General features: G+C 66.3%; 13 protein-coding genes. 10 read left to right on the top strand and 3 right to left on the bottom strand.

Annotation, left to right across the window (positions count from 1 at the left end):
- Complete coding sequence (locus QM748_RS12270; RefSeq protein WP_415247222.1) at positions 1–804, top strand: YggS family pyridoxal phosphate-dependent enzyme; 804 nt, start codon at positions 1–3, stop codon at positions 802–804.
- A gap of 64 nt (positions 805–868) precedes the next feature.
- Here the strand turns inward: QM748_RS12270 and QM748_RS12265 are convergent, their stop codons facing one another.
- Positions 869–1870, bottom strand: coding sequence for a YcjF family protein (locus QM748_RS12265; protein ID WP_415247221.1), 1002 nt, complete (start codon positions 1868–1870; stop codon positions 869–871).
- Between the two features lie 238 nt (positions 1871–2108).
- On the opposite strand from QM748_RS12265, the gene QM748_RS12260 reads away from it, so the two are divergent.
- Positions 2109–3743 carry a PAS domain-containing methyl-accepting chemotaxis protein gene (locus tag QM748_RS12260; protein WP_415247220.1) on the top strand — a complete coding sequence of 545 codons (1635 nt, stop codon included), beginning with the start codon at positions 2109–2111 and terminating at the stop codon, positions 3741–3743.
- A 46-nt stretch (positions 3744–3789) separates the two neighbouring features.
- Positions 3790–4224, top strand: a complete 435-nt coding sequence (locus tag QM748_RS12255) for a DUF2721 domain-containing protein (protein WP_415248063.1) — start codon at positions 3790–3792, stop codon at positions 4222–4224.
- Here the strand turns inward: QM748_RS12255 and QM748_RS12250 are convergent.
- Together QM748_RS12250 and QM748_RS12245 are read right to left on the bottom strand one after the other, a co-directional pair.
- A complete protein-coding gene (locus QM748_RS12250; RefSeq protein ID WP_415247219.1) occupies positions 4211–5335 on the bottom strand; it encodes a peptidoglycan -binding protein in 1125 nt (374 codons plus the stop codon). The genes QM748_RS12255 and QM748_RS12250 overlap by 14 nt on opposite strands.
- Positions 5336–5338: 3 nt before the next feature.
- Positions 5339–6412 carry a flagellar motor protein MotA gene (locus QM748_RS12245; RefSeq protein WP_415247218.1) on the bottom strand — a complete coding sequence of 358 codons (1074 nt, stop codon included), beginning with the start codon at positions 6410–6412 and terminating at the stop codon, positions 5339–5341.
- Positions 6413–6749: 337 nt separating this feature from the next.
- Between QM748_RS12245 and QM748_RS12240 the strand changes: the two genes are divergently transcribed.
- From QM748_RS12240 to QM748_RS12210, 7 genes are all read left to right on the top strand, one after another.
- Positions 6750–8717 (top strand): AMP-dependent synthetase/ligase, encoded by a 1968-nt coding sequence (locus tag QM748_RS12240; protein ID WP_415247217.1) that lies wholly within the window; start codon positions 6750–6752, stop codon positions 8715–8717.
- 11 nt (positions 8718–8728) lie between these two features.
- Positions 8729–9559, top strand: coding sequence for an ABC transporter ATP-binding protein (locus QM748_RS12235; protein ID WP_415247216.1), 831 nt, complete (start codon positions 8729–8731; stop codon positions 9557–9559).
- 14 nt (positions 9560–9573) lie between these two features.
- Complete coding sequence (locus QM748_RS12230; RefSeq protein ID WP_415247215.1) at positions 9574–10503, top strand: branched-chain amino acid ABC transporter permease; 930 nt, start codon at positions 9574–9576, stop codon at positions 10501–10503.
- A gap of 30 nt (positions 10504–10533) precedes the next feature.
- Positions 10534–11598, top strand: coding sequence for a branched-chain amino acid ABC transporter permease (locus QM748_RS12225; protein WP_415247214.1), 1065 nt, complete (start codon positions 10534–10536; stop codon positions 11596–11598).
- 71 nt (positions 11599–11669) lie between these two features.
- Positions 11670–12986, top strand: coding sequence for an ABC transporter substrate-binding protein (locus tag QM748_RS12220; RefSeq protein ID WP_415247213.1), 1317 nt, complete (start codon positions 11670–11672; stop codon positions 12984–12986).
- 110 nt (positions 12987–13096) lie between these two features.
- Positions 13097–13906 carry an ABC transporter ATP-binding protein gene (locus QM748_RS12215; RefSeq protein WP_415247212.1) on the top strand — a complete coding sequence of 270 codons (810 nt, stop codon included), beginning with the start codon at positions 13097–13099 and terminating at the stop codon, positions 13904–13906.
- Positions 13907–13955: 49 nt separating this feature from the next.
- Positions 13956–15191, top strand: a complete 1236-nt coding sequence (locus QM748_RS12210; RefSeq protein WP_415247211.1) for a phenylacetate--CoA ligase family protein — start codon at positions 13956–13958, stop codon at positions 15189–15191.
- Positions 15192–15224: the final 33 nt, after the last annotated feature.

Here is a 15224-nt window from a genome sequence, read left to right as displayed (position 1 = left end):
ATGGCAAGGACGACACAGACCCGCCACGACCAGCACGGCCTTTATCCCCAGGCCGGCACGGTCGAGGACTTCCGCCACAATCTCGCCGCCGTGCAGATCCGCATCACCGCGGCCTGCCGGCGCGCCGGGCGCGACCCGGCCGGCGTGCGGCTGCTGCCGGTGAGCAAGACCAAGCCGGCCGCCAGCCTGCGCCTGGCCCATGCCGCCGGTTGCCGCATGTTCGGCGAGAACAAGGTGCAGGAAGCCCATGGCAAGTGGGAGGCGATGCAGGATCTGGCCGATCTGCGGTGGTCGGTGATCGGCCATCTGCAGACCAACAAGGCGAAGCTGGTGGCGCGCTTCGCCAGCGAGTTCCAGGCGCTGGACAGCCTGCGCGTGGCGGCGGCGCTGGATCGGCGCCTGCAGGTCGAGGGCCGTGCGCTCGACGTCTTCGTGCAGGTCAATACCTCGGGCGAGGCGAGCAAGTACGGCCTGGCGCCCGCGGACGTGCCGGCCTTCCTCGGGGCGCTGCCGGCGTTTTCCTCGCTGCGCGTGCGCGGGCTGATGACCCTGGCGCTGTTTTCCGCCGAGGCCGGGCAAGTGCGCCGCTGCTTCGTGCTGCTGCGGCAGCTGCGCGAGCGCCTGCGCCAGGAGGCGCCGGCCGGCATCGTGCTGGACGAACTGTCGATGGGAATGTCGGGCGACTTCGAGATCGCCATCGAGGAAGGGGCGACCGTGGTGCGCGTGGGGCAGGCCATCTTCGGCGCACGGGCCTTGCCGGACAGCCATTACTGGCCGGCGGGTGCGGCGGCAGACGAGCCGTGAAGCGCGCCTTGCCGCAGCCGATGCCCGCCAGGCGGCCTCTTTCGTGCGGGCCGGGGCCCGTGTTTCAGCCGCCGCGCACCATCTGCAGGATCCGGGCGGTATTCAGCCCGCGGGCCGTTTCCTGCATCTGCGGCAGGTACTGCGCCTGCAGCTGGCGGCCGTCGGCCATCACGCGCTGGTAGGCGTCGCGCAGCATCTGCGTGTTCAGGTTGCGGCCGCCGGCATAGTACTGGCTGGCGACGTGGCCCAGCGCGTAGGTGGCGGCGAAGCTCATGCCGCTGCTCACGGCCTGGCGGCCCAGGCCGCCGAGGATGCCTTTGCCGGCCTTGCCCAGCAGGCCGCCGAGCAGCTTGCGGCCGGCCTGTTCCAGGTACTGGGAGGTCAGCCCCACGCCCAGCGTGGCGAGCAGGTCCTTGATGTGGCCGCCGTCCAGTTCGTAGCCGTAGCTCTGGCCGATCTGATAGACCAGCCGCATCTGCAGCGGAATGATCGCCAGCGTCGACAGGTTTTCGGGCAGCAGCTCGATGGCGCCGTTGAGGATCGCTGCGTTGAGGATCTTGCGGTCCATGTCGGTAGGGGACAGCGTTCCCAGCCGGCGCTGTGCGGCGGTGTCCGGCAGCGCATCGGCTGCGGTGGGGTGCGGCGTGGCTTCGCCCGTCGCGACGATCTCCGGCAGTTCCGCGGCAGCCGTAGCCAGCGGCGCGCTCGCCAGCGTGTCGGCCTGGGCGGCGAATTCGGTCGGCGCCTGGCCCAGCGCTGCGCGCAGTTGCTCGAGGAAGGTCTGCTCCTGCGCGCTGGTCCGGCCGTCCGCCTCGCATACGCACACGGCCATCGCGTAGGCCAATTGACGCGCTTCGCTGCTGGCCAGCTTCGGCAGCACGTCGGCCAGTTGCACCCGGCGCATCAGCACTTCCTGGTACAGCCCGGGCAGGTTGATCTGCTGGTCCTCGGCCAGCCCTTGCGCCACCTGGCGGATCTGCTCGCGCTCGCGGTCGTGCTTGTCGCCGTCGGCATAGGCGGCCAGCAGGCAGACGGTGAGAATGGCGCGTGTTTCTTCGGCGTTCATCGGAGTCCCTCGTTGCGTCGGGTTGCCGTCCATGCCGGCCATTGCGCACAGCCAGCAAAAAGATACCGGATTTTCCACTTCCTCTCTCCGGCCGTACAAGGTTTCCGCCAGCCGGCAACAGCCGGAAATGAAATTGCCAAGGATGGGCATTTACGATTGATAATAGTGTTGCTAAAGAAGTGGTTTTTGTATCCGTTGATGTAAGCACCCCTGAAAACATCCCCTGGCGGACGCGAGAATGAAAAACAACCAGCCCGTGACATCGGTCGAGACACTGGTGCCCGAAGGCGAGTTCATCTACAGCCGGACAGACTGCCGGGGCAACATCGTCGCGGCAAACGACCTCTTCGTCGCCTTGTCGGGGTTCAGCCGCGAGGAACTGATCGGCCAGCCGCACGCCATCGTCCGCCATCCCGACATGCCGCCGGAAGCCTTCGCGGATCTGTGGCGGTCATTGGAGGCGGGCACGCCCTGGAGCGGCTACGTCAAGAACCGCCGCAAGGATGGCGGTTTCTACTGGGTGCGGGCCTTTGCTTCGCCGGTGCGTGCGAACGGCAAGGTGGTCGGTTACGAATCGGTGCGGCGCCACGTCGATCGGGCAACGGTAGCCAGGGTCGATGCCGCTTATCGGCGGATGCGTGCCCGTCCAGGCCGCTTCGAGGTACGAGATGGCCGAGTCGTCCGCTCCGGGGTGTCGGGGAGATTGGCCGACTGCTCTCCGGCCACGTGCCTTGCCTTCGGGCTGGCTGTCGCGGCAGGTGGCGCAGTGATGCTGGCGCTGGCCGCGTCAGGCGGCTGGCCCTTGTCCGCTGCTTGGCTGTGGACGGTGCTGGCAGTGGTGCTTGCGGTCCTGGGGTGGTTGCAGTTCGGTGTCTTGCGGGGAGTGTCCGCAGATATGTTCCGCCTGCGCGCAGCCATGTCCGCGACCCAGCAGGATGGCGATCTGCGCCGGGTCGTCGATGTCCAGGGCAGCGGGGAGATGCGTGGGATCGGCGACGCCTTCAACGCGATGATGGCAAATCTGCAGGCAATCCTGATCAATGTCCGTGACGCGGCAGCGCAGGCCGTGATGCAGTCGGATACCTTGAAGCGGTCGAGCGGTCTGGTGTCCGACGGGTCGGCGGAGATGAGCGAGGTTGCGTCGTCCACTGCGGCAGCCGTCGAGCAGGTGACCGTCGCAGTCGGAGAGGTGGTGGAACATGCGGCCGCTTCCGCCGGCGCTGCGCGGGCGACGCAGAATGCTGCAGCCGAGGGCATGACACAGGCGGAACAGGCGGTAAGGGAGATCGGGCAACTGGCGCAGGCGGTAGGCGAAACGGCAGCCAGCATGGACAGGCTGCGTACTGCCTCGGGCGAGATCGGCCGCATCGCCGTCGTCATCAAGGAGATCGCCGACCAGACCAATCTGCTGGCGCTCAATGCCGCGATCGAGGCTGCACGTGCCGGCGAGTGGGGGCGCGGCTTTGCGGTGGTGGCGGACGAGGTGCGCAAGCTGGCCGAGCGGACGACGGCGGCGACGGTCGAGATCGGCGCGATCATCGCTTCGCTGCATGACGAAACCCGGACCGCGGTCGGCAATGCCGAATCCGGCAGCGCCAGGGTGAGGCTGAGCGTCGGCCTGATCGAGGAGACTCAGGCGGCTCTGTCGGCGATTCGCACATCCGCCGAGAACAGCCTGCACCTGATCGATGGCATCGAACTGGCTACCCGCGAGCAGTCGGCGGCGGTGACCTCGATCGCCGGCAGCGTCGAAAGCATTGCCCGCCGCGCCGGCGAGTCCTCGATTGCGGTGAGCGGCATTGCCGATGCGTCGCACGGCCTGGCCGAAGTGTCCGGCGGGCTCGATGCCGCGCTGGCGAGGATCAAGGTCTGAAACGCGAGGGTCGGGTGAGCCGGGCGGAGTTACACTTCCCGCCATGATGAACCTGACCACTCCGGCGCTGCTGTTTCCGGCAATTTCCTTGCTGTTGCTCGCCTATACCAATCGCTTCCTGACGCTGGCGACCGTCATCCGCCAGTTGAACTCGTCCGCTGATCGTGGCGGCGAACTGGTGCAGCGCCAGCTGCCCGGGCTCAAGCGCCGCATCGCGCTGACCCAGTACATGCAGGGCTTCGGCGTGTTCAGCTTCCTGTTGTGCGCGCTGTCGATGTTCGCGCTGTTCATGGAAGCCGATCTGCCGGGCAAGCTGCTGTTCGGCGCCAGCATCCTGGCACTTGCGCTCTCGCTGGTGCTGTCGCTGATCGAAGTGCTGTTGTCGACCGAGGCCTTGTCGCTGGTGGTCCGTGACCTGGAGTCGGCGAAAGCTGCGGCGAATGCGCCGGACCGCGCGCCGAAACAGGTCAGCGGCTCGTGAGCTTGAGCTCGATGCGGCGGTTGCGGGCATAGGCTTCGTCGCTGGCCCGGGTATCGAGCGGATGGTATTCGCCGTAGCCGGTGGCGGCCAGGCGCTGCGGCGGGATGCCCTGGGCGCGCAGGAATTTGACGATGGCCAGCGCGCGTGCGGTCGATAGCTCCCAGTTGGACGGGAAGCGCGGCGTGGAGATCGGCCGGCGGTCGGTGTGGCCATCGACCTGCAATACCCAGGGCAGGTCGGCCGGGATGTCGGCGGCCAGGGCCTTCAGCGTCTCGGCGAGGCGGGTGAGCTGGACCATGCCGTCGGCGCTGACTTCGTCCGAGGCGCTCGGGAACAGCACTTCGCTGGAGAACACGAAGCGGTCGCCGACGATCTGGATGTCCTTGCGTTCGCCGAGCACGGCCTGCAGGCGGCCGAAGAACTCGGAGCGGTAGCGGGCCAGTTCCTGCACGCGGGCGGCCAGCGCCAGGTTCAGTTCGCGGCCCATTTCCTCGATCCTGAGATCCTTGTCGCGCGCGGCGGCTTCGGCCGCGGCCAGCGCGGCGTTGAGCTGTTCGAGCTGGCTGCGCACGGCGGCGAGCTGGCGGTTCAGCAGTTCGACCTGGGCGATGGCCTGTGCGGACATCTCGGTCTGTTCCTTGAATCCGCGTTCGCTCGTGTCGAGCGCACTGGCGAGGCGGGCGGCTTCGGCTTCGAGTTCGGCCTTAAGGCGTTCGAGCGCGGCGATGTCGGCGCCCAGCCGGGCGGCCTCCTCGCGCTGCGCGCGGGCTTCGTCCTGCGCGGCATGGAGTTCGTCGCGGGCGCTGAACAGTTCGTTGGACAAGGCTTCGCGTTCGCGTTCGGTGGAGGCCAGTGAGGCGCTCAGTTCGCCGACCCGGGCGTCGGCGCGTTCGCGTGCCGACTGCTCCAGGCTCAGCGTCTGCGCCAGCGCCGCCAGTTCGGCGTTGAGCCGCGCCAGCGCGCGGTCACGCCCGCTGACCGCGTCGCTGAGCACGAACTGGCCGATGACGAAGATCAGGATCACGAATACCAGCACCATCATCAGCGAGGCCAGCGCATCGACGAAGCCGGGCCAGAAGTCCAGCGCGCGGCGTTGTTTCAGGCGGGCCATCGTTCAGTCCGCCTTCTGCCCGCCGAGCGCCGCGGCAATGGTGCGCGACAGCAGGCGCAGCTCGGCGCGCAGTTCTTCGGAGAACTGCGCGGTCTGGGCGCCCTGCGCCGGCTGCTGGGCGAGCTGGCGGATCAGGCCGCGCAGGTCTTCCTGTGATGAGTACAGCGCCGACAGGTCGCGCGATTCGCGGCCGATGAGCTCGGCCAGGCGGCCGAGCTGGGTGTTGAGTTCGGCAAGATGCTCGGCGGTGGCGCGGCGTTCGCGCTCGGATTCGGCGGCGGTGCGCTGCATGCGTTCCATGCCTTCGGCGGTCTGTTCGAGCAGTGCCTGCACGTAGGCCGGCACGCTGGCTTCGCCTTCGAGGCCGGCGCTTGATGGCAGGCGGGTGATCTGCGACAGCCATTCTTCCAGCTCGTTGTAGAAGCGGTTCTGCGCGTGGCCGGCCTGCAGGTCGAGAAAGCCGACGACCAGCGAACCGGCGAGGCCGAACAGCGAGGTCGAGAAACTGGTCGCCATGCCGCCCAGCGGTTCGTCGAGATGGGCCTTGAGGCTCTCGAACATCGTCACCGGGTCGGTGCCGACGCTCATGTTGCCGATGATCTCGCTGATCGAGCGGATGGTGATCAGCAGGCCCCAGAAGGTGCCGAGCAGGCCGATGAAGATCAGCAGGCCGACGATGTAGCGCGACAGGTCGCGCTGTTCTTCGAGGCGAATCTGCACGCTGTCGAGCAGGGTGCGCATCGAGGCCGGCGACAGGTGAGACTCGCCGCGCCGGCGGTTCGACAGCAGCCGCGCCATCGGTGCCAGCAGCACTGGCCGCAGCTCCGGTTCGGCTTCCGAATGCCGCTGGAAGGCTTCGATCCACAGCACTTCGCGCTGCAGCCGCCATACCTGGCGCAGATTGACGGCGATGCCGATCGCCAGCACGAGCAGGATCACGCCATTGAAGCCGGGATTGGCGAGAAAGGCGTGCTTGAGCTGCGGCACCAGCACCGCGGCAAGCAGTGCCACCAGCGCCAGGAAGACGCCCATCCAGGTCGTGACGTGGACCGGCTTGGTGAAGACCTTGTGTTCCATGGGGAAAACATCCTCATTGCTGGGCGCGGCTGCAACTGAAACGGGCAAGCGCTCGTGGGCAAATTCTCCGTGCCGTCGAAGTCTAGCGCGAATCGACCAGCCGGGCGGTGCCTGAATCCGGGCGCCGACAGCACCGCGGTTGCAGCCGGCCATGCCCGGACGCGTGTCCGGCGGTGGCTACAATTCAGTACATTCTGCAAACAGTTGCGCAAACATGCCTTGCGAGACTGCAGTCTGAATCGACACGGTCAGGGCGCCGTGCCGGGCCCGGAAAGCAAAACGAAACGAAAGAATCCGGCAAAGAGACAGGCAGTACGACACTGGAGGAGAGAGGGGCATGTCCGACAACGACAGGCGGGACGCGGGACTGGATACCTTTCCGCGCTACCTGATGCACCATGCCAGGCAGCGGCCGCAGCAGCCCGCCATGCGCGAGAAGGAATACGGCATCTGGCAGACCTATAGCTGGGGCCAGGTTGCCGACAACGTGCGGGCGATCGCCTGCGGCCTGGCGAAGATCGGCTTCAAGCGCGGCGACCGCTTGGCCATCGTCGGCGACAACCGGCCGCGGCTGTACTCGTCGGTGATGGCCTGCCAATGCCTCGGCGGCATTCCGGTGATGATGTACCAGGACGCCGTGGCGCAGGAGATGGTCTATGTGCTGCAGGACGCCGAGGTCAGGTTCGCGGTGGTCGAGGACCAGGAGCAGGTTGACAAGATGCTGGAGATCGCCGGCGAGGCGCCGCTGCTCCAGCACGTGATCTACGACGATGCGCGCGGCCTGCGCAAATACGGCCAGCCGCTGCTGATGTCGCTGGACGCGCTGCAGGACGCCGGCCGGGCCCTGGCGCAGGCGCAGCCTGATTTTCTCGACGGCGAGATCGCCAAGGGCGCGCCGGACGACATCTCGGTGATGCTCTACACCTCGGGGACGACCGGCAAGCCCAAGGGCGTGTGCCAGACCCACGAGGCCTTCATCTCGGCCGCGCGCGGCGCGATCCAGTTCGACGCGCTGACCGACCGCGAGGACATCCTGTCCTACCTGCCGATGGCCTGGGTGGGCGATCACCTGTTCTCCTTCGCCCAGGCGACGGTGGCCGGGTTCACGATCAACTGCCCCGAGTCCGGCGAGACGGTGATGACCGACCTGCGCGAGATCGGCCCCACCTACTACTTCGCGCCGCCGCGGGTGTTCGAGAACCTGCTGACCCAGGTCATGATCCGCATGGAGGACGCCAGTGCGCTCAAGCGCCGGATGTTCCATCATTTCATGGACGTCGCCCGCCGCTGCGGCGCCGACATCCTGGACGGCAAGCCGGTCTCCGGCGGCGACCGCTTCCAGTACTGGCTGGGCAACCTGCTGGTGTACGGCCCGCTGAAGAACGTGCTCGGCATGAGCCGCATCCGCGTCGCCTATACCGCCGGCGCGGCGATCGGCCCGGACCTGTTCCGCTTCTACCGCTCGATCGGCATCAACCTGAAGCAGTTGTACGGCCAGACCGAGACCTGCGCCTACGTCTGCATGCAGCCCGACCGCCAGATCAAGCTCGACTCGGTGGGCAAGCCGGCGCCCTTCGTCGAGGTCAAGCTCGCCGACAACGGCGAGATCCTGGTCAAGGGGCCGATGCTGCTGAAGGCCTACTACAAGCGGCCCGACGCTACCGCCGAGGCATTGAACGCCGAGGGCTACTTCATGACCGGCGATGCGGGCTACTTCGACGAGGACGGCCACCTGAAGATCATCGACCGCGCCAAGGACGTCGGCAAGACGGCCGACGGCTCGATGTTCGCGCCCAACTACATCGAGAACAAGCTCAAGTTCTTCCAGCACATCAAGGAAGCAGTCACCTTCGGCAGCGGCAAGGAGTTCGTCACCGCCTTCATCAACATCGACCTCGAAGCGGTGGGCAACTGGGCCGAAAGGAAAGGCATGCCTTACTCCGGCTACACCGACCTGGCTTCGCAGGATGCGGTGTATGCGCTGATCCGCGACTGCGTCGAGCAGGTCAATGCCGACCTGGCGACCGATCCGAAGATGAGCGGCGCGCAGATCAAACGTTTCCTGATCCTGCACAAGGAGTTGGACGCCGACGACGGCGAACTCACCCGCACCCGCAAGGTGCGGCGCAACTTCATCGCCGAGAAGTATGCGGTGCTGGTCGATGCGCTGTTCGAAGGCCGCGAGCGCCAGTTCATCGAGACCCAGGTCACCTACGAGGACGGCCGCACCGGCAAGGTCTCGGCCGACCTGCGCATCGAGGAAGCGAAGACTTTTGCGCCGCAGGCCGGCCAGCGTGCCGCCTGAGGAGACGAGGAATGGACATGACCGACATCAACCCCGCCGCCTCTGATGCCGCCGTGGATCCGGGCCGCCGCTTCGGCGACGTGATCCTGGACCTGCAGAACATCTCGCTGCGCTTCGGCGGCGTGAAGGCGCTGACCGACATCAGCTTCAATGTGCGCGAGCACGAGATCCGCTCGATCATCGGCCCCAACGGCGCCGGCAAGAGCTCGATGCTCAACGTCATCAACGGCGTCTATCACCCGCAGGAAGGCAGGATTCTCTACCGTGGCCAGGAGCGCAAGCGGCTCGAGCCCTACATGGCGGCGCGCCAGGGCATCGCCCGCACTTTCCAGAACATCGCGCTGTTCAAGGGCATGAGCGTGCTCGACAACATCATGACCGGCCGCAACCTGATGATGAAGAGCAACATCCTCGACATGGCGCTGTACTGGGGGCGGGCGCAGAAGGAGGAGATCGCCCACCGCGAGAAGGTGGAGGAGGTCATCGACTTCCTCGAGATCCAGGACGTGCGCAAGACGCCGGTGGGCCAACTGCCCTACGGCTTGCAGAAGCGCGTCGAGCTGGGCCGCGCGCTGGCGGCGGAGCCGTCGATGCTGCTGCTCGACGAGCCGATGGCCGGCATGAACGTGGAGGAGAAGCAGGACATGTGCCGCTTCATCCTCGACGTCAATGACCAGTTCGGCACCACCATCGTGCTGATCGAGCACGACATGGGCGTGGTCATGGACATCTCCGATCGCGTCGTCGTGCTCGACTACGGCAAGAAGATCGGCGACGGCGCACCGGACGAGGTGCGCAACAACGAAGACGTCATCAATGCCTATCTGGGCACGTCGCACTGAGCGGGGACACTGTCATGGGATTCTTTCTTGAAACCTTGTTCGGCGGCTTGATGGCCGGCATGTTGTATTCACTGGTCGCGCTCGGCTTCGTGCTGATCTACAAGGCCTCCGGCGTGTTCAACTTCGCCCAGGGGGCGATGGTGCTGTTCGCCGCGCTGGCGATGGCGCGCTTCGCCGAATGGTTCCCGCAGTGGTTCGGCTTCGAGAGCCTGCTGCTGGCCAACCTGCTGGCCTTCATCGCGGCGATGGCGGTCATGGTGGCGCTGGCCTGGGCGATCGAGCGCTTCTGCCTGTCCAAGCTGGTGAACCAGGAGGGCATCACGCTGCTGATGGCGACGCTGGGCATCGCCTACTTCCTCGACGGTTTCGGCCAGACCCTGTTCGGCAGCGACATCTACAGCATCAACGTCGGCATGCCGAAGGACCCGGCTTTCGTCATGGAGAGCATGTTCGAAGGCGGCGTCATGATCAGCAAGGAAGACCTGGTCGCCGCGGTCGTTTCCGCGCTGCTGGTGATCGTGCTGGCGCTGTTCTTCCAGAAGACCAAGACCGGTCGCGCGCTGCGCGCCGTGGCGGACGACCACCAGGCCGCGCAGTCGATCGGCATCCCGCTGAACAAGATCTGGGTGATCGTGTGGTCGGTGGCGGGCTTCGCCGCGCTGATCGCCGGCATCATCTGGGGCTCCAAGCTGGGCGTCCAATTCACGCTGTCGCTGGTGGCGCTGAAGGCCCTGCCGGTGGTGATCCTGGGCGGGCTGACCTCGGTTCCGGGCGCGATCATCGGCGGCCTGATCATCGGCGTGGGCGAGAAGCTGTCGGAAATCTACATCGGGCCCATGCTCGGCGGCGGCATCGAGATCTGGTTCGCCTACGTGCTGGCGCTGGGTTTCCTGCTGGTGCGGCCGCAAGGGCTGTTCGGCGAAAAAATCATCGACCGCGTCTGACGTCCTTCGCGATTTCGGGAGACTTTCCGCATGCTGTACAGAGAAAACGGCCAGTTCAAGACGAGCTACGCGGCCGACCAACAGATCTTTCCCATCCTCCAGGACCGCTGGGCCATCGGCCTGCTGCTGCTGGTCGCCTTCGTGGTGATGCCGCTGGTGGGCTCGGAATACTTCTTCCGCGCCATCCTGATTCCCTTCCTGATCCTGGCGCTGGCGGCGCTCGGGCTCAACATCCTGGTCGGCTACTGCGGCCAGATATCGCTCGGCACCGGCGCCTTCATGGCGGTGGGCGCCTACGCCGCCTACAACTTCATGGTTCGCATCGACGGCATGCCGCTGATCGTGGCGATGCTGCTGGGCGGATTGTGCGCGACCGTGATCGGCGTGCTGTTCGGGATTCCGTCGCTGCGCATCAAGGGCTTGTATCTGGCGGTGGCGACGCTGGCCGCGCAGTTCTTCACCGACTGGGCCTTCCTGCGCATCGGCTGGTTCACCGACAACTCGACCTCGGGCTCGGTGAGCGTGGCGAATCTGAACGTGTTCGGCATCCCGATCGAGTCGCCGGTGAGCAAGTACCTGTTCTGCCTGGTGGTGGTGTGCGTGTTCGCGCTGATGGCCAAGAACCTGACGCGCAGCGCCATCGGCCGCCAGTGGATGGCGATCCGCGACATGGACGTGGCGGCATCGGTGATCGGTATCCGCCCTGTGTACGCCAAGCTGACGGCCTTCGCGGTCAGCTCCTTCATCGTCGGCGTGGCCGGCGTGCTGTGGGCCTTCGTCTACCTGGGCGCCTGGGAGCCGGCGGCCTTCTCGATCGACCGCTCCTTCCAGTTGCTGTTCATGGTCATCATCGGCGGCCTGGGCTCGATCTCCGGCGCCTTCCTCGGCGCGGCCTTCATGGTGCTGCTGCCGATCCTGCTCGACCAGGTGCCGCACTGGTTCGGCATCCCGATGTCAACTGCCACGGTGTCCCACATGGTGCATATGATCTTCGGCGCGCTGATCGTGTTCTTCCTGATCGTCGAGCCGCATGGCCTGGCCAAGCTGTGGAGCGTGGGCAAGCAAAAGATGCGCTTGTGGCCCTTCCCGCACTGATCCAGTCGTTCTTTGCTGCAGGTCCGGGTACGCGGTACGTACCATCCACCAAAAAACACGAGGAGACACCCATGAAATTCAAGCCCCTGGCTCTTGCTGCGACGCTTGCCGCGCTGGGCGCCGCGTCCTTCGCCACTCCGGCTGTGGCGCAGGAGCAGTACATTCCGTTGCTGTCATACCGCACCGGCGCCTATGCGCCCAACGGCGTGCCCTGGGCCAACGGCAAGCAGGACTACGTCAAGTACATCAATGCCACCGGCGGCATCAACGGCGTCAAGATCGCCTTCGAGGAGTGCGAGACCGGCTATGCCACCGACAAGGGTGTGGAATGCTACGAGCGCCTGAAGGGCAAGGGCGCCTCGGTGTTCGACCCGCAGGCCACCGGGATCACCTTCGCCCTGACCGACAAGGCGCCGATCGACAAGATCCCGCTGATCACGCTCGGTTATGGCCTGGGCGCGTCGCAGGACGGCGGCGTGTTCAAGTGGAACTTCCCGCTGATGGGCAGCTACTGGACCGCGGCCGACGCGCTCATCCAGCACCTGGGCGACAAGGAAGGCGGGCTCGACAAGCTCAAGGGCAAGAAGATCGCGCTGGTCTATCACGATTCGCCGTTCGGCAAGGAGCCGATCCCGCTGCTGCAGAAGCGTGCCGAGATGCACGGCTTCCAGCTCAGCCTGCTGCCGGTGACCGCGCCCGGCGTCGAGCAGAAGGCGACCTGGCTGCAGGTGCGCCAGCAGCGCCCGGATTACGTGCTGCTGTGGGGCTGGGGGGTGATGAATTCCACCGCGCTGAAGGAAGCGGTGGCCACCGGCTTCCCGCGCGAGAAGCTGTTCGGCGTGTGGTGGGCCGGCGCCGAGCCGGACGTCAAGGACGTCGGCGCCAATGCCAAGGGCTACAGCGCGCTGGCGCTGAACCCCAACGGCACCAACTATCCGCTGATGCAGGACATCCTGAAGAAGGTGCATGACGCAGGTCAGGGGACCGGCCCGCGCGAGGAAGTCGGCTCGGTGCTCTACACCCGCGGCATGATCATCTCCATGCTCAGCGTCGAGGCCATCCGCCGCGCCCAGGAGCAGTACGGCAAGGGCAAGGTCATGACCGGCGAACAGGTGCGCTGGGGCTTCGAGAACCTCAATATCGACGAGAAGCGCCTGGAGGAGCTGGGCCTGAAGGGCGTGATCCGCCCGCTCAAGACCAGTTGCGAAGACCACATGGGTTCGTCGTGGGTGCGCATCCACCAGTGGGACGGCGGCAAGTGGGTGATGAACGAGAAGTGGTACGAAGCCGACAAGGGCGTGATCGGTCCGCTGGCCAAGGAAACGGCCGACCGCTATGCCGCGGAGAAGCAGATCAAGCGCCGCGATGCGGCTGATTGCCAGCCCTGATCCGGGCTTTGGGCCGCACCTGCCGCATCCCTTCGGGGTTGCGGCAGGTGCGGTGATGCGAATCACACCGGTGCCGCCTTGCGGCGGCATCGACCTGATCGGATGAAGCGATGAACGCACCGAATCTCCTCCTCAATGTGAATGGCATCGAGGTGATCTACAACCACGTCGCGCTGGTGCTCAAGGGTGTTTCGCTGCAGGTGCCCGAAGGCGGCATCGTCGCCATCCTCGGCGGCAACGGCGCGGGCAAGACCACCACGCTGCGGGCGATCTCGAACCTGCTCAAGGGCGAGCGCGGCGAAGTCACCAAGGGCATGATCGAGTACCGCGGTGAACGTGTCGAAGCGCTGTCGCCGTCCGATCTCGTGCGCCGCGGCGTCGTGCAGGTGATGGAGGGCCGCCACTGCTTTGCCCACCTGACGATCGAGGAAAACCTGCTCGCAGGCTCCTATACGCGCACCGACAAGGGCGAGATCGCTGCCAACCTCGACAAGGTCTACGCCTATTTTCCGCGCCTGAAGACGCGCCGCACCAGCCAGGCGGCCTACACCTCGGGCGGCGAGCAGCAGATGTGCGCGATCGGCCGGGCGCTGATGTCGAACCCGAACATGGTGCTGCTGGACGAACCGTCGATGGGCCTGGCGCCGCAGATCGTCGAAGAGGTGTTCGAGATCGTCAAGGATCTCAATGCCAAGGAAAAGGTGAGCTTCCTGCTTGCCGAACAGAACACCATGGTGGCGCTGCGCTACGCCGATTTCGGCTACATCGTCGAGAACGGCCGCATCGTCATGGAAGGGGCGGCCCAGGAGCTGTCGTCCAACGAGGACGTCAAGGAGTTCTATCTCGGCCTGTCGGGCGAAGGGCGCAAGAGCTTCCGCGAGGTCAAGCATTACCGCCGCCGCAAGCGCTGGCTGAGCTGAAGCCGGGCGCAGCAGCGAACTCCACAACGCAGCGAACAGGGATGCCGAGATGAATTTCTACGATGAGCGGGAAAACCGCGACCCCGAAAGCCGGGAACGCGAGCTGATGGCGCGCCTGCCGGCGCAGATCGCCCATGCGCGGGCGAATGCGCCGGCGTTTGCCAGCCTGCTCGCGGACATTGACCCCGCTGCGGTGACGAGCCGCGCCGAACTCGCCAGGCTGCCGGTCACGCGCAAGTCGGAGTTGCTGGAGTTGCAGAAGGCCGCGAGGCCTTTCGGCGGTTTTGCCGCCGTCGGCTGGGGCGGGAACTGCCGGCGGGTGTTCGCTTCGCCCGGGCCGCTGTACGAGCCCGAGGGCGCGCGGGCAGACTACTATCGTCTTGCGCGCGCTTTTTTTGCCGCGGGCTTCCGCGCCGGCGACCTGGTGCACAACACGTTCTCCTACCATTTCACGCCGGCCGGTTCGATGATGGAGACCGCAGCCCATGCACTGGGCTGCACCGTTTTTCCGGCCGGCACCGGCCAGACCGAGCAGCAACTGGCGGCGATCGCCGACCTGCGGCCCAATGCCTATGTCGGCACGCCGTCCTTCCTGCGCATCCTGCTCGAGAAAGCCGGCGAGTTCGGTGTCGAGCCGTCCTTCACCAAGGCCTTCGTCTCCGGCGAAGCCTTCCCGCCGAGCATCCGCGACGCCTTCGCCGTGCGCGGCATCCAGGCTTTCCAGGCCTATGCCACCGCCGACATCGGCCTGATCGCCTATGAGACCGAGGCGCGTGAAGGCCTGGTGGTGGACGAGGACGTCGTCGTCGAGATCGTCCGTCCGGGCACCGGCGATCCGGTCGCGCCCGGCGAGGTGGGCGAAGTGGTGGTGACCACCTTCAATCCCGACTATCCGCTGATCCGCTTCGGCACCGGCGACCTGTCGGCGCTGCTGCCCGGCGTCTCGCCCTGCGGGCGGACGAATCTGCGCATCAAGGGCTGGATGGGCCGCGCCGACCAGACGACCAAGGTCAAGGGCATGTTCGTCCATCCGGGGCAGGTCGCCCAGGTCGTCAAGCGCCACCCCGAGATCACGCGCGCGCGGCTGGTGGTGGACAATCCCGACATGAACGACCGCATGACGCTGATGTGCGAAGTCGCCGGCGGCGGCAGCGAGACATTGGCGGCAGCGGTCGCGGCCAGCCTGCGCGAGCTGACCAAGCTGCGTGGCGAGGTCGCCTTCCTGCCGGGCGGGGCGCTTGCCAATGACGGCAAGGTGATCGACGACATGCGGACCTACGCCTGAGGCCGCGCCGTCCTGCCCTTCCTGCGGCGCCTG

It is taken from the genome of Thauera sp. (assembly GCF_047601425.1).
GTDB lineage: Bacteria > Pseudomonadota > Gammaproteobacteria > Burkholderiales > Rhodocyclaceae > Thauera.
This window is presented reverse-complemented; position numbering and strand designations above follow the sequence as displayed.